Origin of the sequence: Thalassotalea litorea (assembly GCF_043642205.1) — a bacterium.
GTDB lineage: Bacteria > Pseudomonadota > Gammaproteobacteria > Enterobacterales > Alteromonadaceae > Thalassotalea_A > Thalassotalea_A litorea.
Window position 1 is genome coordinate 17,968 of the sequence record NZ_JBHZSG010000013.1, and the last position, 22,849, is coordinate 40,816.

General features: G+C 42.5%; 21 protein-coding genes and 2 tRNA genes. 11 read left to right on the plus strand and 12 right to left on the minus strand.

The window, feature by feature from the left end:
* Positions 1-124 precede the first annotated feature (124 nt).
* On the plus strand, positions 125-2,302 hold the full coding sequence (locus ACHUFQ_RS08370; RefSeq protein ID WP_394174675.1) for a multiheme c-type cytochrome: 2,178 nt from the start codon (positions 125-127) through the stop codon (positions 2,300-2,302).
* Between the two features lie 98 nt (positions 2,303-2,400).
* Here the strand turns inward: ACHUFQ_RS08370 and ACHUFQ_RS08375 are convergent, their stop codons facing one another.
* A complete protein-coding gene (locus tag ACHUFQ_RS08375) occupies positions 2,401-2,841 on the minus strand; it encodes a hypothetical protein (protein WP_394174677.1) in 441 nt (146 codons plus the stop codon).
* A 389-nt stretch (positions 2,842-3,230) separates the two neighbouring features.
* On the opposite strand from ACHUFQ_RS08375, the gene ACHUFQ_RS08380 reads away from it, so the two are divergent.
* Together ACHUFQ_RS08380 and ACHUFQ_RS08385 are read left to right on the plus strand one after the other, a co-directional pair.
* A complete protein-coding gene (locus ACHUFQ_RS08380; protein ID WP_394174678.1) occupies positions 3,231-4,040 on the plus strand; it encodes a ThuA domain-containing protein in 810 nt (269 codons plus the stop codon).
* A 78-nt stretch (positions 4,041-4,118) separates the two neighbouring features.
* Positions 4,119-4,667, plus strand: a complete 549-nt coding sequence (locus tag ACHUFQ_RS08385; protein WP_394174680.1) for a protein tyrosine phosphatase family protein — start codon at positions 4,119-4,121, stop codon at positions 4,665-4,667.
* A gap of 56 nt (positions 4,668-4,723) precedes the next feature.
* Here the strand turns inward: ACHUFQ_RS08385 and ACHUFQ_RS08390 are convergent, their stop codons facing one another.
* Positions 4,724-5,215 (minus strand): hypothetical protein, encoded by a 492-nt coding sequence (locus ACHUFQ_RS08390; RefSeq protein ID WP_394174682.1) that lies wholly within the window; start codon positions 5,213-5,215, stop codon positions 4,724-4,726.
* 680 nt (positions 5,216-5,895) lie between these two features.
* Positions 5,896-6,624, minus strand: coding sequence for a tRNA (guanosine(46)-N7)-methyltransferase TrmB (gene trmB / locus ACHUFQ_RS08395; protein WP_394174684.1), 729 nt, complete (start codon positions 6,622-6,624; stop codon positions 5,896-5,898).
* 323 nt (positions 6,625-6,947) lie between these two features.
* Between trmB and mutY the strand changes: the two genes are divergently transcribed.
* The 4 genes from mutY (at position 6,948) to ACHUFQ_RS08415 (ending at position 8,670) form a co-directional block, all read left to right on the plus strand.
* Positions 6,948-7,997 carry an A/G-specific adenine glycosylase gene (gene mutY / locus ACHUFQ_RS08400; protein WP_394174686.1) on the plus strand — a complete coding sequence of 350 codons (1,050 nt, stop codon included), beginning with the start codon at positions 6,948-6,950 and terminating at the stop codon, positions 7,995-7,997.
* Complete coding sequence (locus tag ACHUFQ_RS08405; RefSeq protein ID WP_138318154.1) at positions 7,997-8,266, plus strand: oxidative damage protection protein; 270 nt, start codon at positions 7,997-7,999, stop codon at positions 8,264-8,266. Before mutY ends, ACHUFQ_RS08405 begins: the two co-directional genes overlap by 1 nt.
* 156 nt (positions 8,267-8,422) lie before the next feature.
* Positions 8,423-8,498 (plus strand) — tRNA-Phe (locus ACHUFQ_RS08410).
* Positions 8,499-8,594: 96 nt separating this feature from the next.
* A tRNA-Thr gene (locus tag ACHUFQ_RS08415) sits at positions 8,595-8,670 on the plus strand.
* 291 nt (positions 8,671-8,961) lie between these two features.
* Here the strand turns inward: ACHUFQ_RS08415 and ACHUFQ_RS08420 are convergent.
* The 5 genes from ACHUFQ_RS08420 to ACHUFQ_RS08440 form a co-directional block, all read right to left on the minus strand.
* On the minus strand, positions 8,962-9,435 hold the full coding sequence (locus tag ACHUFQ_RS08420; RefSeq protein WP_394174688.1) for a hypothetical protein: 474 nt from the start codon (positions 9,433-9,435) through the stop codon (positions 8,962-8,964).
* A 46-nt stretch (positions 9,436-9,481) separates the two neighbouring features.
* On the minus strand, positions 9,482-10,120 hold the full coding sequence (locus ACHUFQ_RS08425) for a 2OG-Fe(II) oxygenase (RefSeq protein WP_394174690.1): 639 nt from the start codon (positions 10,118-10,120) through the stop codon (positions 9,482-9,484).
* 27 nt (positions 10,121-10,147) lie between these two features.
* Positions 10,148-11,329, minus strand: a complete 1,182-nt coding sequence (locus ACHUFQ_RS08430) for an NAD/NADP octopine/nopaline dehydrogenase family protein (protein WP_394174691.1) — start codon at positions 11,327-11,329, stop codon at positions 10,148-10,150.
* 768 nt (positions 11,330-12,097) lie between these two features.
* Entirely contained in the window at positions 12,098-12,400 is a 303-nt protein-coding gene (locus ACHUFQ_RS08435; RefSeq protein ID WP_394174693.1) for a DUF3301 domain-containing protein, read from the minus strand.
* 5 nt (positions 12,401-12,405) lie between these two features.
* Positions 12,406-13,470: a DUF3549 family protein gene (locus ACHUFQ_RS08440; protein WP_394174695.1), complete on the minus strand. Its 1,065-nt coding sequence runs from the start codon at positions 13,468-13,470 to the stop codon at positions 12,406-12,408.
* A 166-nt stretch (positions 13,471-13,636) separates the two neighbouring features.
* Here ACHUFQ_RS08440 and ACHUFQ_RS08445 point away from each other — a divergent pair, with 166 nt between their 5' ends.
* The gene (locus ACHUFQ_RS08445) at positions 13,637-13,987 is read left to right on the plus strand and encodes a YqcC family protein (protein WP_394174696.1); all 351 of its coding nucleotides are present in this window, start codon (positions 13,637-13,639) and stop codon (positions 13,985-13,987) included.
* Positions 13,988-14,019: 32 nt separating this feature from the next.
* Complete coding sequence (gene truC / locus ACHUFQ_RS08450) at positions 14,020-14,832, plus strand: tRNA pseudouridine(65) synthase TruC (protein WP_394174698.1); 813 nt, start codon at positions 14,020-14,022, stop codon at positions 14,830-14,832.
* A gap of 15 nt (positions 14,833-14,847) precedes the next feature.
* Here truC and ACHUFQ_RS08455 read toward each other — a convergent pair whose 3' ends face one another.
* Positions 14,848-15,234 (minus strand): hypothetical protein, encoded by a 387-nt coding sequence (locus ACHUFQ_RS08455; protein ID WP_394174700.1) that lies wholly within the window; start codon positions 15,232-15,234, stop codon positions 14,848-14,850.
* Between the two features lie 517 nt (positions 15,235-15,751).
* Between ACHUFQ_RS08455 and ACHUFQ_RS08460 the strand changes: the two genes are divergently transcribed.
* Positions 15,752-15,961: a cold-shock protein gene (locus ACHUFQ_RS08460; protein ID WP_394174701.1), complete on the plus strand. Its 210-nt coding sequence runs from the start codon at positions 15,752-15,754 to the stop codon at positions 15,959-15,961.
* Positions 15,962-16,621: 660 nt separating this feature from the next.
* The gene (locus ACHUFQ_RS08465; RefSeq protein ID WP_394174703.1) at positions 16,622-18,280 is read left to right on the plus strand and encodes an AMP-binding protein; all 1,659 of its coding nucleotides are present in this window, start codon (positions 16,622-16,624) and stop codon (positions 18,278-18,280) included.
* A gap of 27 nt (positions 18,281-18,307) precedes the next feature.
* On the opposite strand, the gene ACHUFQ_RS08470 is transcribed toward ACHUFQ_RS08465, so the two are convergent.
* The 3 genes from ACHUFQ_RS08470 to ACHUFQ_RS08480 all read right to left on the minus strand — a co-directional run bounded on the left by ACHUFQ_RS08470 (position 18,308) and on the right by ACHUFQ_RS08480 (position 22,245).
* Complete coding sequence (locus tag ACHUFQ_RS08470) at positions 18,308-19,360, minus strand: HupE/UreJ family protein (RefSeq protein ID WP_394174704.1); 1,053 nt, start codon at positions 19,358-19,360, stop codon at positions 18,308-18,310.
* Positions 19,357-20,229 (minus strand): peptidylprolyl isomerase, encoded by an 873-nt coding sequence (locus ACHUFQ_RS08475; RefSeq protein ID WP_394174706.1) that lies wholly within the window; start codon positions 20,227-20,229, stop codon positions 19,357-19,359. Before ACHUFQ_RS08475 ends, ACHUFQ_RS08470 begins: the two co-directional genes overlap by 4 nt.
* Positions 20,230-20,424: 195 nt before the next feature.
* Entirely contained in the window at positions 20,425-22,245 is a 1,821-nt protein-coding gene (locus tag ACHUFQ_RS08480; protein WP_394174707.1) for a DUF3604 domain-containing protein, read from the minus strand.
* Positions 22,246-22,849 lie beyond the last annotated feature (604 nt).

The following is a 22,849-nucleotide window of genomic DNA, read 5'->3' on the forward strand; positions in this document are numbered from 1 at the left end:
TTGTAATTGAACCTCTGCCCTAACTCTGAGTTGTACACAAACTTAGTGTGATTGGCATTAACTTTGGCTCGGGCGATATGTCTGGATCACAACATTTTTTAGAATTACCCAGATAAAAATAATAATGAAGTTTTCAACTTATCTAATCAGTTTCCTACTTTTCATTGCCTTTAGCGATGTCACTCTTGCTAATACTGGTGCGCCGGAACAATGTACGAATTGCCATCAACAGCAGGTTACAGCGTGGCAGCAATCGGACCATGCCAAAGCCATGGCGAAAGTGAGTGAGCAAACGGTACTCGGCAATTTCAATGGTGTCAGTGTTCAGCACTTTTCCCAGACGGCGAAATTTTTCCAAAAACAAAACAAGTATTTCATGTCGCTGAACCATGAAAATAACGTCGTTGAATATGAAGCAAAATTTGTCTTTGGTCACTTCCCGCTGCAGCAATATTTGATTGAAGCCGATGGTGGACGTTTACAGGTATTTCCGTTCGCCTGGGACAGTCGCAACAAAGACGATGGTGGCCAACGCTGGTATCCTATGTATGCGGATGAAGACATTAAATCGGCGGATCGACTGCATTGGCAACAACCGATGCAAAACTGGAACGGCATGTGTGCCGATTGTCACTCCGACGGCTTAACGCGCAATTATGACGCCAGCAAAAATACTTTTTCCAGCCACTATGACAATATCAATGTCGGGTGCCAGTCTTGTCATGGCGATATGGAAAATCATCAGTCGCAAAGCGCAGACCCATATTCTGCACTCGTACAAGCACCATCCGTAACAAGATCAAATCAGGATATCGGCCAGTGGTTAAGAATGGCGGGTGAAGATGTGGCAAGTTGGCAAGGCGAGAAACGAGATAATCAATTCATGGATTCTTGTTTTGCCTGCCATTCGCTGCGCTCACCTCTTACCGATGGCATTGAGCCGGGCACCGCATTCTTAGATCAGTTTTCACCGAGTATGCTGGCACATCCTTTGTATTTCAGTGACGGGCAAATTAAAGAAGAGGTGTATGTTTACGGCTCTTTTTTACAGAGCAAAATGTTCAAAGCCGGGGTCAATTGTCTTGATTGTCACGATAAACATACGATGAAAATCAAGGTTGAGGGTAACGGCTTATGTTTGCAATGTCATAGCCCTGACAAATATCAACAAACGCAGCATACCGGCCATCCATTGGATCAAGAAGGCGGCCAATGTGTTGATTGTCATATGAGCGAAACCACCTATATGGGCGTTGATGACAGGCGAGATCATAGCTTTAAAATCCCGCGTCCTGATTTAAGCAGCCGCTTTTCCAGCCCGAATGCCTGTACCAAGTGTCATGACGATAAATCTAATAGCTGGGCGAGTAGCGAGCTTCGAAAACTGCACGGCAAACCCAAAGCATTGAGTAGCGATGAGCTACATTATCGCAATTTACAGCATGGTAACCCGATAACTTTACAACAACACCTAAATGTTATTAATAGCGATTCATTGAATGAAATACATCGCGCCAGTGCCATACGCCTGCTTGCAAATAGCACCGAATCAATCAATGAATCGATGGCAAAACCCTGGATTCAATCGGATGAGCCGTTAATTCGCCTGGCGATGGCGCATATGGGCTTTATGCTACCAACAGATCAGCAGCAAGGTTTATATATGAACCTTCTTGATGACGAATACAAAGCAGTGCGAGTGGCTGCCGCGCAGCAAGTAATGAACTTAGGTGTACAGTTTTCACCATCGTTAGCCAATGGCATCAAAGAGCTTTTTGAGAGTAATGAACAAAACCGCTGGCGTGGCGAAGGCGGCTTAAACCAGAGTATGTTGCATATTGCATTGGGTGAATACAACAAAGCCCAACAGGCGTTGGAACAAGCCATTGTTGCCGACCCATATTTTGATCCTGCCTATGTCAATCTTGCGGATTTATACCGTGGGTTAAATCAGGTGGATAAGGAACTCACGACCTATCAGGCAGGTCTTAAGGCTGTGCCAAAATCGGCAATGCTGCACTATGGTTACGGTATGCACCTGGTTCGTGCTGGTGATAAGAAAGCAGCTCTGCAATCCTTTGAAAAAGCCTCGCAACTAGATACCGAAAACGTGCAGTATGTGTATGTATATCTATTGAGCTTGGACAGCGTTGGCAATACCCGCGACGCCCTGAATCGATTAAAACAGATCCTGGCAAGATATAACAACGATCCGCAACTAGTGCAGTTGGGCTTAAGCTTTTCACAAAAACTGCAAGATGTTAACTCCTATCAGTTTTTTATGTCAAAACAACGAAGGTAAAGCCTGTAGTTATATGAAGCAGTTAAGGCAAAGGTACCTTAACTGCTTGTCGCTTAATCGATTTTGACCTGCAAACGAATGTTGTCTGATTGAAAGGTCTATTCTTTACCATTTCCAGAAAATATCGAGTCCAACTTTTTCAGCTTTTCTTTCAATTCATTCGATTCTTCCAATTCGTTAGCCAGCCATTTCTCACCCTTTTCTAAAGTCTCTTCAACACTCTGCTTTGATTTTTCTACACTTTTATCCAGATCTATCTCAGATAGATCAAGGTGTTGATCAATAGACTTCTGTACTGAAGCGACGTGTTCATCAACGTTTTTTTCAAGCGTGTCTTTGGATTTTTGCAATTTATCCGTTACCTGCTTTTCAGCGTTTTTTAGAGTTTGCTCAAATTGCTGTTGTGAATCCAAAAGACGTTGCTCTAAGGTTTGAGATTGCTCTGCGGTTTTTGAGTCTTCGTCAGTAGTCTGTGTTGAAGGTTTAGAGTCGCAGGCTATGATGAAAGCACTTAAAATCAGTGGAATTGATAATTTCATTGTTATTTGCTCTTAATTAATATCGTTCTGATCAATAAAGGAGAGTGGAAACGATAAAACAAACGATGCTAAAGAAAAAGGCGTTAATGGTGTTGAATCATTAATTTCTTGCGTTACACGTTGTGTTACGGCAAAGCTCTGGCGATTTATGATGTGAATCACAATCCGAAAGATTTACCGACTTGGTTAACGCCTATTTAATGCAACCGTGCCAGGAATCGATGAATATATTTAGTGGCCTGGTTTTATTCTCGTCTCTTTAATGTATTATGCTGATAATAATGGTGTTTTTAAATGGGAATTATCAGGTGTGAAGCCTGAACAAGCGCCATTGATGCTCCTTGAGCTTGTTATGCGAACAATAGCATTTGCAAAGATGGATTTTTACTATGAAAACTGTTGGCGTTTATTTGTTGTGTCTGATCGCTGTGTTGGGATTTAGTGGTTGTCAGTTGAGTCAAAAATCAGTAACCAAAGGAAGTTCAGACGTTGGAACGAAAAAGAATAAGAAAGAAATTGGTGCGACAACGGCAGCGCCAGCGCGCATCTTGGTTTTCAGTAAAACCAAGGGATTTCGACACGATTCCATCGCCAGTGGTCAGCAAGCCCTGATAAAGCTTGGCGAACAAGCCAACTGGCGCTTAAGTTTTACCGAAGATGCCAGAGCTTTCTCAAAAGAAGGCCTGGGACGATATGCGGTAGTGGTATTTTTAAATACCACAGGCGACGTCCTTGATGACGAACAACAAACGGCATTTGAGCACTACATTGAAACAGGTGGCGGTTTTGTCGGCGTTCATTCTGCCAGCGATACGGAACACGATTGGCCCTGGTATGGACAGTTAGTGGGGGCACAATTTATCAGCCACCCTGAAGTACAGCAGGCGAGGTTGATCGTTGAAGACAATGATCAGCTGGCAACGCAACACCTTAATGACGCCTGGTTACATAGCGATGAGTGGTATAATTTTAATCGCAACCCACGAGAAGAGGTTGAGGTGTTGTTGTCACTCGATGAACGCAGTTATGATGCAGGATCCGGGGCTATAGGTGATCATCCGATTGCCTGGCAACACCGCGTAAAGCAGGGCCGAGCCTTTTATACCGGTTTAGGGCATACCCAAAAATCTTATCAAAGCCCCGAATTCTTGCAGCATCTTAGTGGCGGAATTCATTGGGCGGCGGGTATCGACAATTAATTTGGCGAGTTTATTGTGCAAATGCAGGTCAGGCATAGTGTTTGCGGACGTTAAACAATCATTGGGAGAGGACAATCCATGGTGAAGTATTTGTTACATCTGTTTGCGCTTGCCGGGCTTTATCTTGCCAGCGTCAACCTGGTAACAGCCGACGAAACCGAGTCATATTCAAGGCTATCGGGTTTGGAAAACTTTCAGGTGAATAACGAGAATATGATGAGCTCCGGCCAGCCCAATCAACAGCAGTTTGAAGCATTACAGGCAATCGGAGTGACCAAGGTTATCGATTTGATCCCATCGGATCGTAGCGAAGAATCAGCGTTACTGGCCAAATTAGGGCTTACCTATCACAATATTCCGGTCGTATGGGAAAACCCAAGGATTGAAGATTTCGAACATTACGTGGCCTTGATGCAGCAGCCTGATGGAAACGATGGGATTACCCTGACTCATTGTAAACTAAACTGGCGCGGAGCGGTATTTACCTACCTATACCGAGTAACGCAATTAAATGAATCCGAAGCGATAGCGAAGAAAGATTTACTGGCAGTTTGGCAACCCGATGAGATATGGCAAAAATTTATTAATGATGTGAAAGCGAAATACTGGACAGCTCCGTTAGAGTAGTTTCATCTTGATTTTTCAAAAGTGCTGGTGCTTGTCAGTACTTTTAGTCCGGTGATTTATTCTTTTAGTTCCCCGAATTCGAGCTCGGGGTGCAATAAAATTGTTTGAAATAGAGTCACTTCCTGCTCTTCTTCTACCTCAAGTAACAGTACATATTTGCCTGATTCCAGTTCATGGGCCAGTCGTTGCCGATTAATTAAAATAGAATCTTTGCCATCAGGGGAGCTTAACACGGTCGTTAGTGCGACAAAGACAATAATGATGGCGATTAACGGGATCCAGCCTGCATCGGTGTTGGTCAAGCCTAAGATATATCCCAGATATAATAAAAATCCAGCGATGACATACCAAAAAATGGTATGAATTTCAGAACGATACAAATTAATAAACCAATAGAAACCGGAAGGGAAATAGGTTTTAAGCTGTTTAATACCTGGTTGATCACTGAGTATTCGAAATTGCGGCGGTAAAAAGCCTTTTTGTTCTAACTCAAGAGAGAACAAGTGTAAGTGAGATAAGTTGTCGCTAATGCAAAAATGTCGTTTCATTATTTTGATTGGCGAGCTACAGGCGAGGGTCTGCTGGCCGATGTATTATCTTAGTATTATTGGTATTTCGGAGTTCAGCCGAAGTCTATTTATTAGAGTCTAGTGCGGTTTTATCCGAAGTGCATAAAAAAAGGGGCGAAAACGCCCCATATCTTAAACTTAAGCATCCTGCTGCTTTAGAGTTCTGTTTAAGCCAGTAATTACGACTTGGTGAACCGGTATCCTTTCATCCAATACATCTGTTATTTTTGGTTTAAACTCGCTCAGTGGATAACTTTGTTTTTGTTAGGAGTCAAAACAATCTATGATTGAAAGACCTATCCTGTTGCGAGCATTATTTTTAAGCTTGCGCTTAAAAATGAATTGTTGCTTCCTTGCCGGCTCATCCTGAACCTCTCTGTCATCCTGACGATTTAATTATTGACGTAAGCGATCGTAAAAAATAGCGAGTTTTTTTCGATTCTTTGCTGTCATAAGTTTGTCATAAACCGTGTAAATCAGGAAAACCCATATTTTAAAAGGGATGCAGGGAATAGGGGCCGTAACTGAAAGGAAAAATTGCGGTAGTTATCGCACTCTCTTGTGAGATATGTCTTACACGCTTTGTGGCGATAAGCTGAAGCTGGAGACAAACCACAAGTCCTGTATTGTTAGTCCTTGTGGTCTGGTGAGAACATACGTTAACTAATGCGTTTGAATTGTAAATCCCACACACCGTGGCCCAGCTTTTGTCCGCGGTTTTCAAATTTCGTGAGTGGTCGATTGTCTGGGCGTGGCACGTAATCGTTAGTCGTTGACAGGTTTTCAAAATGCTCAGCTTGGCGCATGTCGTCTAACATACACTCCGCATAGTTTTCCCAGTCAGTCGCCATATGAAACACACCATCCATTTTCAGTATTTGACGAATGCTTTCAATAAATTCAGGTTTTACGATGCGACGTTTATGGTGACGGGCTTTGTGCCAGGGATCCGGGAAAAACAATTGCACCGTATCGACAGATTGCTTAGGGATACAATCCGCAAGGATTTCGATAGCATCGTGCTCGTACACTTTTAAATTACTCACCCCTTCGGCCTCGGCAAGTGCCAGACAGGCACCAACGCCAGGGCGGTGTACTTCAATACCGATAAAATTACGATTAGGTGCAGCTTTTGCCATTTCAACTAACGATTTGCCCATGCCAAAGCCAATTTCCAAGGTAATAGGGTTGTCATTGTTAAACTCTTTGTTTAAATCCAACATACCTTTGCTGTGATCTAAACCCATGGTATCCCACAAAGTCTCCAAAGCTTTGGCTTGACCTTTCGTCAGTCTGCCTTCGCGTTTGACAAAGCTGCGAACTTTACGAATGTATTTACCTTCCGCTTCTGCTTGTTCTACGGTTTTATGGGTTCTGTCGTTACTCATGAATTGCACTCAATTGGTTTATCGATAAATGATAATGGGGTTAAGCCTGTATATGTACGCAAGAATAAGCAATGATTTGGCGTATTCCCATACTAAGCATAGCGCTTTAAGGCGCCGCGTATTATCTTTGTTTTGCATTCAAAACTCAAGTAAACCGGGATGGGTCAAAAGGGCGACAGACAACGTTTAAACGCTTGATATGAAAAACTGATTAATAAACCTGATCAAACATCACGACTTAAAAACACCAATAGCGGGTCAAGCACTATTGGCGCGATAATGCGTTACAGGTACAATGATGCAAAAACAAAATTGTAGAATGTATGTCGTTTAGCTCACTCGTGTTGTCCTGGTTTAAAGACCAGGGGCGTAAACATTTTCCCTGGCAGCAAAACAAAACTCCTTACCGAGTCTGGATTTCTGAAATTATGCTGCAACAGACTCAAGTCGCAACAGTCATCCCTTATTATCAAAGGTTTATGGAGTCATTCCCTACTGTCGTGGATTTGGCCAACGCCGATGAAGACTCCGTCTTACATCACTGGACCGGTCTTGGCTATTACGCCAGAGCTCGAAACCTGCATAAAGCGGCGAAGATAATTCGTGATGACTATGATGGTGAGTTCCCACAAGATATTGAATCTGTGATTGCATTGCCGGGCATTGGCCGCTCCACCGCCGGTGCTATATTGTCGCTATCGCTCAACCAGTCCCATCCAATCCTTGATGGTAATGTTAAACGGGTACTTGCCCGGTATTTTGCCGAATCGGGTTACCCGGGACAAAGTAAATTTGAAAAGGCGCTATGGGCATTTAGTGAAAAATTAACACCTAATGATGGGGCGGCGGATTACAATCAGGCGATGATGGACCTGGGAGCAACGGTTTGTACCCGCGGTAAGCCTCGTTGTGAAGCATGTCCCGTTGCCAAAGACTGCAAAGCGCAGCGCAGCGGCACAACGGATGAATACCCAGGTAAAAAGCCGAAAAAAGCAAAACCAATAAAACGCACCTACATGTTAATGTTTACTGATGGTGACCAGGTACTGATGTATAAGCGTCCGCAGTCGGGTATTTGGGGAGGGCTGTGGAGTTTTTACGAAGCGGAACGACCTGAACAAATCATCGATATTGGCAAAAACCTCGGTCTGGAAGTGAATTCTCAGGAAATATTAGATGAGTTTCGCCATACGTTTAGCCATTTTCATCTGGATATTGTGCCGGTAAAATTGCAAATCCACAAACAACCGACAATTATTAATGATCACCAAGGCCAGCTTTGGTACCATCTGCAACACGGTGCCGATATAGGTTTGGCCGCATCAAGCAAAACCTTATTAGCCAAGTTAACAACCAGCAAAGAGAGCACATAATGGGTCGTACGGTATTTTGCCAACATTTAAAAAAAGAAGATGACGGTTTGGATTTTCAATTTTACCCGGGTGAAATTGGTAAACGAATCTTTGACAACATAGGTAAAACCGCCTGGACCTTGTGGCAGAAGAAGCAGACTATGCTGATCAACGAACACAAGCTGTCGATGATGAATGCCGAAGACCGTAAGTATTTGGAAGAAACGATGGTGGCGTTCCTGTTTGAAGGGAAAGAGCCTGAAATTGAAGGTTATACCCCGCAAAAGTAATATTCCTGTAAATTATTGTTTATTAAAAGCGCACCTTGCTTTTAAATTGAGCGAACAGAAAAAAATAGTAAAAAAAGGGGTTGACGGGGCGCACGAAAAAACGTTTAATAGCGCCCGTCCTCAAGGACAACAGGGGATTGCCCTTTAAACATATTTGCCCAGATAGCTCAGTCGGTAGAGCAGGGGATTGAAAATCCCCGTGTCGGTGGTTCGATTCCGCCTCTGGGCACCATTTTTAAAAGTTATTGTTTCTAAAAGTAGATGACAGTAACTCGGTGCCAAGATAAAAGTAGAAAGTTTCTTTCTTTTATCGCACACAGTTTTGTGTGCCGACTTAGCTCAGTTGGTAGAGCAACTGACTTGTAATCAGTAGGTCGCCAGTTCGACTCCGGCAGTCGGCACCATTCATACAAAAGCCCCAGCGTTTGCTGGGGCTTTTTTGTGCTTGTTCGACTGTCGGAGTATCTCCGGCACGACTCCAGTGATGGAGGAGGTAGAGTGAAGCATTAATACATGGATGTATGTAAGTAGAACAATGCAGGAGCAATTGTCGACGATGCCCGAACCGAGTCGGCACCATTTATCCCCCTAGGACACAAAGTTTATTACGCAATTGTGTCTAAGAAAATCTGGTCGATTCACCCGTAATATTTGTAATGAACCAATCTATAATTCAAAAATCAGCCCTACCTAAATTATAAATCGCTTATTCTAATCAAAAAATAGGTTGGCCAAATCTCTTTCACTTGACATTTCCATTGCAAGTCAACTTTTCCATCATCTTGTTGTAAAAGCCATATTTTAGCCCATTTTTGTACAGTCTTACCTGACTTACTTAGTTTTAATGGTAAAAATATACGTTGATAATGATCTCCTTTATATTCAACGATGGCATGATTTCTTGCCCCCTTATGCATACTATCTAACGTTGAACTAATAAGCTCGACCTCTGACAAAGGCAAAATACTTTGTCTTTTTAAACAAGCTAATATTTCAGCCTTCTTTATACACCCTTGCATATAGGCATCTAAATGTGGTCTGTAAACCATCCCTGTTAACCCATAAGTAGCTGTGCATTCTCTGTCGGCCATTTCTTTTAACGGAGTAAGTTCATTATCGACATCAGTTAATTCACTGATCACATGAAGCTTGTCATTCAATTTAGGCAATTACTTATTCCTCCAGAAAATAATATCCAGTCAGCGTGATTTAACATTAACTTGGTGGGTCAACCTTATTAGAAATACTGTTATTTATTCGAAACCAGCCTGCAATAGAGTAGCGGTCACTTTCTGACGGTAATACTTCATGTGGAAATTCTTCACTTAAAAACGCTACAATAGTGCCCAAACTGGGCATTACAGCAGCTATCCTATGATCAGCCACAAATGCTGATGGTGATTTGTTTTCATAAATCACCAACTCCCCACCATCAGCAACAGACCAATTTTTATTAAGATAAACCACAATAGATACCACACGGTTACCTTCACCTTTAAAGGCGTCTTTGTGCTTCTTATAAAAATCGCCTTTAGTGTAAAGGGAAAAGTGGCTTTCAAAAGAAAACAAACCAAGAAATAAACGTCTGTTTAGGTGATTCTGGAGTGACTTTGTCCATTCTATCCACGCACAAGTAGCTTTACTGTTATTTGTTATCCAAGAGATTTCATCGGTGCGAATAAAGTCACTAATTGCATGTTCTTTAGCTCTGCCAATTCCCGCTCTTTTATAGCTTCCTTTGGGTAATGTTGCGATATGTTGTAATAACAAGGTGGTTAACTCGTTAGGTAAAGCATAATGGCTAATACTATATCCCTTATCAACGATGTCATTTGTGATTGAATCAAACAGCATCGAGTCGACCTTTGAAAGAGCCATATATCAGGTAAGTTCAACGGAAACCGGCTCTGAATTGGTGCTTCCTTCTTCTATAAAATGTAATAGCTCTTTCTTTGTTAAGTCACCGAGCCCTAAAGAAGTGAGTGTTCTTCCTTCTTTAAAAAAATCTCTTGCTAAAAGCCCACCGCACATCTCGATCAAACGATTACATTCCGGCGTATTAATACCTAATTTCACACCTAACGAAGATAGTAAAACCAGTCCCATAGGGACATCTTCCGTTACGTATCTATTATCAAAACTATAGGGGCCTGGAGGTGATGATATTTTGTAGCTTTCAAAAACTTCTTTAGGGTCTTGTGTTAAATCTTCTTCATTTCTAAATAGGCAGGCTTCTAGGTAAGGCGTTGGCTCACAACCAAGAGCACTTAACACCGCCGTTTTTTCTGCATCTAGCTTTTCTATCATTAGCCATGCCATGTCAGTTGAAAGCGCATCCCGATACATATACGGCACTTCGTCAGGGTGATGTTTTGCACAATACTCAAGCATTGGATACATGACATATAGCCCCACGGTATGAACAATAATATTAGGATTATGTAGCGCCGATTCGAAGATATGTTTTCGAACACTTTTCTTATTAATGTGGTAGGCAGGAAATAGATTGGCAGCAATTGCCATGCCACGTGCAGTTTTTGTAGCAGGGAAAAAAGACAATGAATTTCTGGCGTTTTTAAATAACACTTTTACCGTGCCAGGTTCAATCACTCTTGCATCGTTAGGTGTTGATTCTCCTTCTGCAAATATTGGGTTGTTATCGCAATACTTACTATAATAAATGCTACCTGCATACCCTGGAATTAATATGACCAATTGATCATCCTGAAAATATTTTGCGACTCTTTCAGCTAATGCAGGATGATATGTAGTTTGAATAAAAATCATAACTACATCTGCCCCTTCAATAGCTTCTTTAGGGTTTCTTGTAATTATTTCTAATGGTTGAAATGTTTTTTCGACATCGTCCGCGCTATCGGTAAAATTCCCTGTTTTTGTATTGTCGATGCAATAGATACCTTTATTTTCGACCATTTTTTCAAAATGCTCGTCATGAGCAACGTGATTTGAAGTTTTCAATAATCTGATTTTATGTCCTGCTTCGGCAGCCATAAACGCACAAGCAGAGCCAGCATTACCAGCCCCTATGATGGCGATTTTCATTTTTTCTCTCAATAATTAAGAAATGTAATCAAGGGGAGGGAAACCTCGTCCCTTGAACGTGTGAACGGTGGAAATGTTGAGATATGGAAATTTAAAAATATATAAATGAAGCCTAAAGCAAATTAGAAGTTATGGAGTTCTAATGGTACTTATGCGCACGCTTCTAGTTCTTTTTTATTCATGTTCTTCATTCCATTGACCCTCATAGGGCATTGATTGAAGGTAGTTACACAAAATTATTTACAGGCTCTACTTTTTAAAACTATGACCAAAAACTAAGTTTCGGTCTAACTTTTACTTTATCGACTGTATTCAGTTTATTTATGATGGCATGAATTATTCTCATTGAAATTGAATTACGGAAATTTAATCTAAAGAGAGAACAATTTGTGGGTATTGTTATCAGTATTCGCTTGTTTAGTGCTGTAAATTTTCTAACAGGTAGTATTTATAACATCAAGTAACTTACTCGGATGAGCGTATGTTGCTAATAGATAATATCTTGGAACTAATATAACACAATAGCGCTAGCCAATCTCATTTACTTCAATATGGTAAGAACCCGGAACTCTGGACCGTTTTTAGCTTTGAATATTTCAATGCACAAAAAATTATTGTCAATTCAGATAAGATTTACTGCAGCTTTTTCTCGAAGCAACGCTTTATGTTGCGGATGCAGGATTTCAGTTCTCGGCGGAGATTAATGCGTTTAAACCATTAATCTCCATGCTTCAATCTCTGATGTGACCATGGAGTATCGGAGCGGTCTTAAGAAATACTATAAGGCGGTAATTCAATCTGTTCTAAGCGATTGCCACGCATTTGTACCGTGCCGACATAGCTAGATAAGTTATCACCAGAAAACTCAAATTCGAACACACTAACCAGATGCAAGCCCTGGCGCTTGTTTACTGCCCAACGGGATGACGTGCGGGCAATGGAGATAAACTGCAGGCCTTGTTGGTTGCAGTGTTTTTTGGCAAACAAACGCGCCGTTTCTGCGACTTTGCGCAGAAAAAATAAATACCAGATAATGACAAAACCAACCAAGCCTACATAAATTTCTGCCATAACGTTTATCCTTGTCTATTCGCTTGCGTCTGCATGCTTTGAAATAATTCTCCAATGGCTCGCTCCAGCGCTTTACTTCGGTCTTGAGAGCGAATTACCTGTAACAGAATGGGACGAATCATTGGGAGTGCTACCAGATCCTGGAATAGGGCAAAGAATGTGGGTTGATCCATAAATTCAACAGCGGCTTCGAGAAAACGTTGCATCCGAGAATAATCGGCCAGGGCCATCCAGCCTCGACCCGATATCGCCACGAAAATCTCTAACTGCTGACAGCGTTTATCACTAATCAAGGTATCCACTAAATCCCAAAAATATTGATTTAACGCATTACTACTCATTGCACGGACTATCGCACTCAGTTGATTGGTATTTACATCAGATTGTTGTAAATGTGTATTTGCCAGTGCTGACAATTCGCGCATTAGAATTAAGGGAAGTTTTTGATTTTCAAGGGCAGCACTCAAAGGTGTGAATACTTGCTCAGGAATATGCTGCAAGGCTGTTTGTAAATGCTGGGCGTTGTCATTTTCATCGATGCGGGCGGCATAATCACATAACCCTTGTACGCCGATTCCTTGCCAGGTTTCCCAACCCAGCGCACCGGTAAAATACAGGTGACAATGTTCGTAATATTGAGAAGCTGGCTGCTTAAATTCCTGCTTTAGCGTTGCATTGAGCGCCGCTAACTTATATTGCGAAGGGGTGAAATGATAAGGATTGCTTTTCAATAGCTCTTCTTGCTGCTCTGTCGGATCAACACTTAGATCGTTACCCAGTGCATCGATGATGATGGCGATAAAATGATTGCGAGCCGCCTGATTTAGCAATCCACGCTCATCCAAAGGCAGTTTAATAAACCAAATATAAGGTTTATCCGGGCGTTTTTGCCAAAAAACTACGGCCAGGTGCGCGTGACCCTGTAATGGTGAAGGGTAAGGCATCATTGCCTGCTCCATACGCTCAAAATCTGACTTGGAGATTTTTTCGACTTTACGGCCAAGGTCAAATACTTTGTAGTTGCTTTGGGAAAGCTGCAACAGCTCGGATAGGGTATCAATTTTCGACATAAGTGACGACGTATAACTGCGTATGGATGACTAAATTCGTGGGCGCGATTATAGCAACTCCCGGTATTGAGTACACCTGCAATTTTGATTGTGTCCCATGGCAGGTTGCCCAAGGGAATCGCGCGCAGGTATAATTGGCGGCAAACATTCCTGTTGTGAAGTGGTCATGAACAAAAACCAGCAATTGGTTAATTTATTAACGCATCTAGAAGCTCAATTACAGACATTGTCCCTGTGGCAAAAACACGCGCCGGAACCTGAGCGATTGTTATCGACACAACCATTTTGTGTCGACACCTTAACATTTGAACAATGGCTGCAGTTTATCTTTATCCCTAAAATTTCCGCAATGCTTGCGGCAAATTCACCCCTGCCAACTCAAATCAGCCTGTGTCCTATGGCGGAAGAATCGTTTAAAGCGCACGGTGATAAGATAGCGGCATTGATCAATGTCATTGCCGATATTGATGAACTGCTGTCCGGTCAACGTCAGCAAACCCTGTATTGTCAATCTTAAGTGATGACAAATGAAAATTGGAAACTAGGCTAATGACCGCTGATAAACAACGCTTGGATAAACAAAGTACAGATGCCGTAGACAGTGATGAACCGTCGGAGCCGGCTCCGGTTCTTGAAATCCTTTATCAGGATGACTATTTGGTTGCCGTTAATAAACCGGCAGGATTATTTGTGCATCGCTCTTATCTGGACCGCCACGAAAAGTATTTCGCTTTGCAACTGGTGCGCGATCAGATAGGTCAATATGTCTATCCTTTGCATCGATTAGATCGACCGACATCAGGAGTGTTGCTGTTTGGTTTATCGCAAGACGTCGCACGATTGATGGGCGAGCAGTTTAGTGACAATCGTATCCAGAAGACCTACATCACCATGTGTCGTGGCTTTACCCCTGATTCGGGCATTATCGATCATCCTTTAAAAGAAAAGCTTGATAAATTGGGGGATAGATTTGTCAGTGAGGATAAGCCTGCTCAACAAGCGACAAGTGAATATGAAACCCTGGCTAAGGCAAGTTTACCTGTCCCGTTGGGTAAATTTCCAACGGTTCGATACTCGTTGCTAAAACTGAAACCTAAAACCGGGCGCCGGCATCAATTAAGGCGCCATATGGCGCACTTGCGTCATCCAATGTTGGGTGATATCAATTATGGTGATAACAAGCAAAATCCATTTTTTGGTAAGCATTTTGGGTTTCGACGATTAATGCTCCATGCCTGGCAGTTGGATTTTATTCATCCAATAACACGGCAGAAAATAAATATCCGGGCGTCTTTGGATACACAGTGGCAACAGGTATTTTCAGCATTGCAATGGCAAAACCCGGATATTTCGCATGATTAAATCGATTTGGCGACATTAGAATGGTGGCGCGGCACCTTCTGTGATCAGTCCCTGGCGTTTTAACTCAGCATTAATCGATGCATGGGTGCGCTGGAAATGACTTGCCAGTTCCTTAACGGAGCGTCCTTGACGAAATTGCTCCGCCAATTGATGCTTAAGATCCTGTGTCCAGGGCATGCCGCAATTAATCGGTAAGCCCTTATCAATATTTTTCTGTTTGATTTGCTCCGGAGTCATTCTTACTCGCTGTGCCCGTTCATTAATGTAATCGACACAGCTGAATAAATCGCGAATGATTTGTGGATGGTTGTAAGGTGAATCTTTTGCAAATGCTTGCTTTGATATCGGATCAACGCCTCGGGCAAGGCTGGCAAGGGTTTGTAACGGTTTTTGAATATCCATATATTTTTCTCCTGAATTTGGAATATGCAGCAATGCCAGCATTGAAGTTAGGCATTACTTGATCCAAGTCTAGTGCATATTTTTCTGACCTCGATAGATCGAAACCCAACATAAGTTTGCTCATCCATTTCCATCCTATAATGGGCGGTGTTAGCCGATATAAACTTGTGCTGGAGATTGGCGTGTGAGATTTCAATTTCCACACGGTTTTAGATGCTCAATTGTGGATCTTTATCATCCATAAATGAGCCTGGAACGAGTCGGTTTAATTTATGAAACATTTATGACAAGTCAATGAAATCAACAATTTCACACACTTTTCATGGTTGAAAATCTTGTGTCCATTTTTAAAAGCTGTATACTGAACGGGCAAGCTTGAAAATGCTATACGTTTTATCTCGGTTTATCGTTCTAAGTAGTACATACATCTCGACATATTAAACACATACATCAATAAGCTAGGAAGCTCCTTAATTGGAGCCTGAAATATTAATTTAGAAATTTAGGAATACACATAATGTCTGATGTTCGCACAGGTCAAGTAAAATGGTTTAACGACGATAAAGGTTTTGGATTTATTGAGCAATCTGAAGGTCCGGATGTTTTCGTTCACTTCCGTGCTATCCAAGGTACAGGTCGTAAAACTCTTGTTGAAGGTCAACAAGTTGAGTTTGAAGTAACTCAAGGCCAAAAAGGTCCTCAAGCGGAAAACGTTAAAGCGTTATAAGCAAAAAAATTCTGAAAAAAAGGCAGCTTAGGCTGCCTTTTTTGTTGGCTAAAGGAAAGGGGCAAGACTAATACCAATCACATTAAATTATTGCTCACTCAGTGAGAATTTAAAGGCTTTTAGACAAGGCTTTGATTGCAGAGAATGGTTATTCCGCTTTCAAAATCAGCCAAAATCAGTAACGTAGTCCAAACGCCTTTAAAACTCACCCGTAGGGAGTTTACCAGAGGTCCATTTACGGCCCTATATTTCATTAATATAGAATGACTATATCAATAAAATCTATGTTGTAACTGAGCCTCTGCCCTAACTCTGAGTTGTGCCCAAACTTAATGTGATTGGTATAAGTGGTGTAGATAGCTGCTGTTGATAGCCTCTGTAGATAGTCAAATGTCATTGATAAAGACCGCACCAGCGCTATTACCGAGAACATAATACAATCGATACAAGGTTCGGCGGATAACTTTGATTGTCATGAAACCTTGGTTAACATCGCTTCCATCCTCTGAGAGCTAATGCGCGCAGTGTATTAGGTTTTGACTCCCGAAGAGCAACAAGATTGCAATCAACCGCCTTTTCCTATGGTCGGTCTTGTCTAACACCCTGCATTAAGAGTATGTTGTTTATATACTTAATAAAAATTCATCTAAAGGAATGCCAATGGCTTATCAATCTTCCTTGCAACGCTTTTTGCTGCATAGTCAACAAAATTCTGATAAAACGTTTTTAAATCAGCCGGTTGCTGGAAGTTGGCAACAATACAGTTTTAGCAATGTTGAACACCAAGCGCGAACAATCGCCAAGGCACTGCAAAGCCAGGGATTAGTAGCCGGAGACAGGGTTGGGATCATTTCAAAAAACTGTGCTCACTGGTTTATTGCCGATCTTGCCATCATGATGGCGGGGATGATATCTGTGCCTATTTATGCCACGGCCGGTGATAAAACCATCAGTTATGTCATTGACCATAGCGATATGAAGGCCTTGTTTGTCGGTCGCTTAGATGATTACCAGCCGCTACAACAAGTACTTAGTGATGAATTGCCCACCATCTCCATGCCATATCCGGAACTAGCCAATTTTTCCGGGAAGAATCACCAAACCTGGGATGAGCAACTTGCCAGTCATCAACCCTTGCAGGACATTGCAACGCCAGACTTATCGGATACGATGACCATTTGCTATACATCAGGGACCACCGGTAACCCAAAGGGCGTCGTTATCTCCTTTAAAAATATTGCTGCAGCTGCCAAAGCTGCCGTGGATGTTATTGGCATCGCTGATGCCGGGCCACAACGAGTGGTGTCTTATTTACCTCTGGCACATATTACTGAGCGGGGACTGATTGAAGGGATCGCTTACGAGTTACCACTGCAAGTATTCTTTATCGATAACTTAGATACGTTCATTGATGATGTTCAACATGCTAAACCGACCTTCTTTTTATCGGTGCCACGACTGTGGGTGAAGTTCCAGGCGCAAATCCTTAAAGCCATGCCCGAAAAGAAACTGAATCTGCTGTTATCACTACCGATAATTGGCAAACTCGTTGCAAAAAAAATTCGTACCAAACTCGGTCTGGAACAGGTTCAGGTATTTGGCTGTGGCAGTGCGCCGGTATCCGAGGAGTTGTTAAAATGGTATCAACGCCTGGGAATGAATATTGGTGAAGGTTGGGGTATGACGGAAACCTCAGGGTTGTCCTGTGGTAATTTGCCATTCGATGAAAAGCGTATCGGTACCATTGGTAAAGCTCTGCCATGTGTTGAGATGAAACTTTCCGCTGAACAGGAGATCATGATCCGTGGCGATGCGGTGTTTAGCGAGTATTACCTTGCGCCAGAAACGACCGAACAAGCGTTTACCGATGGCTGGTTCCATACCGGAGATAAGGGCGAAATGAGTGGCGACGGCGATTTTAAAATTGTTGGTCGGATTAAAGAGCAATTTAAAACGGCGAAAGGGAAATATGTGGTACCGGTACCGATAGAGCGATTATTGTTGAGTAATAGCGCGTTAGAACAAGCCTGTGTGATAGGTTCGGGTATGAAACAGCCCATCGCCTTGGTGGTTATGAGTGAAAATGCGCCGCAATCTCAGGCTGAGCAAGTCACTCTTTTAACAACGTTACTGGAACAGGTAAATGCGGAGTTAGAGAGTCATCAACGGCTCGATTACATCATGGTTTGTTTGCATTCCTGGAAACCAGAAAATGAACTTCTGACCCCAACATTAAAACTCAAACGTAATGAAATTGAGCAGTATTATGTACACAAGCTGCCAACTTCGGTGAAGCAACCGATTGTTTTTGAAAAATAGTCTTATAGCAATGCCACTAAATGTGTTTTAGAACTGTGCGAGCCGCTGCCAGAACCAAAATGCGGCTATTGGCCCAATAAAATAGGCTGCGAGTCGATAATAACGGCTTAAATCAACGACCTCCTCGTTCGGTTTGTTTGCATGAGTGATGTTTTTAAAGGGCCATGCAATAAGAAATATCAGTGCAATAAACACTAATTGTCCCACTTCAATGCCAAGATTGAAAAACAACAAACTCAATATCTTATCTTGTTCGGGTAAGCCGATTTCGCTCAATACAGACGCAAAGCCAAACCCGTGCAATAGGCCAAAACTGATCGCCACGATTGCCGGATAGCGCCAGGTTAGGGTGGTGTCTTTGGGTTTGGTTAACTCTACCGCAAGAAATATGATCGACAGTGCAATAATCGCTTCGATAGGGACGATATTGACTCGGATTAGACCAAGACTGGTCAGTCCAAGTGTTATGGAATGGGCTAGGGTAAATCCGGTTATCGTCCAAAATAATTTGCGCCAGCCGCGGGCAAAAAATATCAGGCATCCGACAAACAACAGATGATCAATGCCCATCCAAATATGCTTGACCCCCAATTCGCCATAAGCAAACCAACTTTTATCGGAGCCTGTAGAAGAGATTAGTCGCCAGGTTTTTTGTTCTGGGCCTAACAACACCGTTTGTTTTGGCTGCGCTAACAATTGAATGTCAATCAGGCTGCTGATTGATGGGTTGGCAAATGGGTAGTCGATGGTAAACACATCATGGTCTGTGAATGCATCACAGCGCAATTGCATTTGATAAATGCCTGCAGCGGTTATGTTTGCCTTTGATTGATTAAATTGGCAATTTTCCGGGGGCAAAATGTTCGGTTGATTGTCCCAGCTCAGACTTTGTGGTGAGCGCCAGTTTAGGGTGTAGCTGGCCTTATCGTCCTGAACAATCTTGATATACAAGGGGCGAGATTCATGGGCAAATACTTGTGCTGATGCTATCAGCCAAAACGCCAATAGGATAAGCACTGGTGTTTTTAGCTGATCAGCGATAAATCGACTCAGATTGTTTTGATGGTAGGTATGATTCACAGTTCAACCTTTGTCTGATATTGGTCGACAATTTTTTCTATGGATTGTTGTTTTTGTTGACGTAGTTGCTCTCGTAAATAGTCTTCTTTGACCTGTGCTTTTATTTCCGCAAATTCAGGATATTTTTCAGGTTGGCGTTTGAACACTTTAACAATGTGCCACCCATGAGGAGATTCAAACGGGCCTTGCCAAAGCGCTTCATTTACCGTGGTTTGGGTAAATAACTGTTGTGCAAAGGGATCACCAAAATGGCTGGCGACCAAAGATTGTGGGCGCTCTGCATAGTGTCGGTTGTACATAAATAAATCTTGTTTGATGGCTTTTGAGCCACTATCGCCATTATTTAATTGATCCAGTGCCTGTAAAGCTCGTTGTTGTGCAGATAATGATGTTGTTTTGCTGTCATTGGAAAAAAACTGGTGAGTAAAGGTAATGTAGTCAGGCTGAACGTAGTCTTGTTGATGTCCGTTAAAGTAAGCAATCAGGGTTTGCTCATTATCCGGGTTATCTGCATTATCTGGCAGGTTAAAATCTTCAGCGATGTACTCCATTTTCTGGATTAAGCGTTTTTTAATGATGTAGTCATTTTTGTCGAGGTTTAATGACAGTGCCTGGCGATACAATGCTTCTTCTTGGGTATATTCCTTGATAAGCGCCTGCAATTTTTCCGGGGGGAGGTTGTTAAATGTCTTGTCTGCCTGTTGCGGGTCAAAAGCCTGATAGCGGTACTGCATAAAGGTCAGCAGATTTTTTTTATCCACCAATATGGTGTCAGTGCTATCATTAGATGACGCCTCAAAGGCCCAATAAATGAATCCTCCCAAGAGCAGGAAGTGCAGCAGTGGCTCGCGAAATAGTTGAGAAATCATCATATACCTTGTTATTTTATTGATGAATGTGGGAATGGCATCTTGCAACGATGGCTAAATAGCCCCTCCCAGATTTAACTTAATCTGACATAATATAACCGCGTTTACTGCATCTTTTGCAACACTGGTGTAACCATTTTATGGGGCTTGTACAGCTCCTTTGAAGCAACCCCCAGATTATTATCGATTCGCCCGCTATTTAGGGGTATACCAAATCGGTGAACTGTAGGCGCGTTCCTGGATCACTGCATCGTATTCTTCGGGGTGCTCAATGCCTAACGCCAATGCATCAAAGAGTGTATGACGAGGCGTTGGAATTTGCAGAACCCGGACATAGTAAAAGGCTCGCATATCAGGATCAAAATCCACATCTTCCCAGACAACGGTTAACTGCTCGGTACCTATGTCATTGGTATACAACCCAGTATCCATGTCAACGGTATTACCAACTGCCTCGATGCTGCCATCGCTGGATTGTTTGCGTTCACCTGACCAGGCGACGTTATAAACTTTCTCTTGAGCTTTACCGGAATCATCAACCCAACCTTTAACAACCTGTACTCGGTCGAGATTTGCATCAACAGGGTCTTTTACCGCCTGAATCAACAATTTTGGGTTATCGCGTTTACCCGCAGGAGGTAAATCGCTACCCATAGGAACGCCTTTGTCATAGCCAATGTTGGCTAAATCCGCAGATTCGGCATCGTTGTCTTTAAAGTCATAGCCGGCAAAAACTCTAAGCTTGATTCGCGGTCCTGACGTACCATAAACTTCTTTGCGCTTAAATGCTTCGACAATGGCTTCACGGGTATTCTCCTTAGCCCACACCGCAGCCAAACCCGATGCTGACATATCCCAACCCGTTACGCCTGGCGCCCCTTCGAGATCTTTGCCTTCTGGTTTTGAATCAATAGAAAATTTACCCCAGAAGTTATCCTCTTCGGAACTTGCAAGGCCTGTGTGTGCGTCAGTTGAACCGACAAGACCTGCCTTATAAGGGTTTACGCCAACGTTTTGCTCGATTTCCAATCCTCGCATAAGGGCACTGCGCACGTAACTTGCCGCAGGATCTGCTTCTCTTTCTTCCTCTGTGCCACCGACTTTAATTAAGTGTTCATAGGTTTCGAAATCGGCAAATTCATCATCCGGAGACAACTCGCTCTTGGTTTCTGAATCCCCTTTAATTTGGGTGATTTCGATAACGGGTTCCCAGCGAATACGGGTTTTCGCGTATTCTTTGGTGATGGCATTACCATCACTGTCGACGTTTTGGAACATTAGATCATTGGAAATGTTGGAGCCATGTGGAATCGCAACAAAATTTGCCCCGGTTTCTTCCGCCGTTTTTTCCAGCCAATTCCACAAATCTTCCGGGCGGTCACTTTCAAACGCGCTGTAGGGGGTAAATTTTTCCGCCACGGACGCATCTTCCGGCATAAACACGACTCGGTGTAAGTTGGAACCATTTGGCAATGAACTCCACTCCCAACCGATCAAGGCGGTAAATTTGCCCGGTTCGTTATGTTTTTCTGCTGCCTCGTAAATTTGTTTCCAGACCGTATCCCGTACCCGTTGACTATGTAGTTCCATATTAGGTTTAGCGGCATTAACGTCGGCAATTAATTCAAAGAATACGTCGGTGCCTTTGCCATCTTTAATCATCTCGATATAACGTGCACCGGTTTTCGTTTTTGATAATTCTTCATCACCATCCCAAAGCATTTTGGGTACACCGGCGTACTCTGCGTGATCGGTTACTGCCAGAAAATCTAAGGGTGTATGCAATCTAACTTTCGCTCTAGTGTCATCAGACATTACCGGCATGCCTTTGGCAAATCGGTAAGCGGTATCGGGATCGACATTGGTGTTCTTGTTAACGTAGGCATCTGGGGATAAATTGGTATGTAGATGAGTGTCGCCCCAGAGTAATACCGTCGGACCATCGCTTTCATTGGCAAATACCTGCAACGAGGAGGACAATGCGAGTAGGGCGAACGTGGATGTTAAGGTTTTCATATCACACCTGAATATTTCGGCTCAGTTGCGGTTTCCGGTTGCAACATTGCGTTTATGTAATGCATAACCCCAGCATCCAATTTATAGGGGAATAGATAAGATAATAAAATGCCAACGTCGTGATTCATTGTGTCACTCTGTAAACCAATGACATTTTTTCACGTGACATGTTTAGCCGATTGCATCTTTAGCAAATGCCATTAGCCATTTGGTGTTGGATTTTAATAACTCTTTTTGATAGCTGATGAAATCGCTACGCTTTTCTCATTACTATGCTTATTAAAAATAATCCAATGGCTTGATTTTTCCATCTTTTAACGAAAATAAATCAAAATAAACGGAGTTGAAAACACCTAGAATTTTCTGGATGTAGGAGATATGCCAGAGGGTGTAGTTGAAAGCTGAAAGCTGAAAGTGAGAGCGAAAAGAGCTACGTCGTCACAAGGATTGCCAGAAGCGGTTTATACCAATCACATTAAGTTTGTGCACAACTCAGAGTTAGGGCCGAGGTTCATTTACAACATAGATTTTATTGATATAGTCATTCTATATTAATGAAATATAGGGCAGTAAATGGGCCTCTCACTAACTCCCTGCGGGTGAG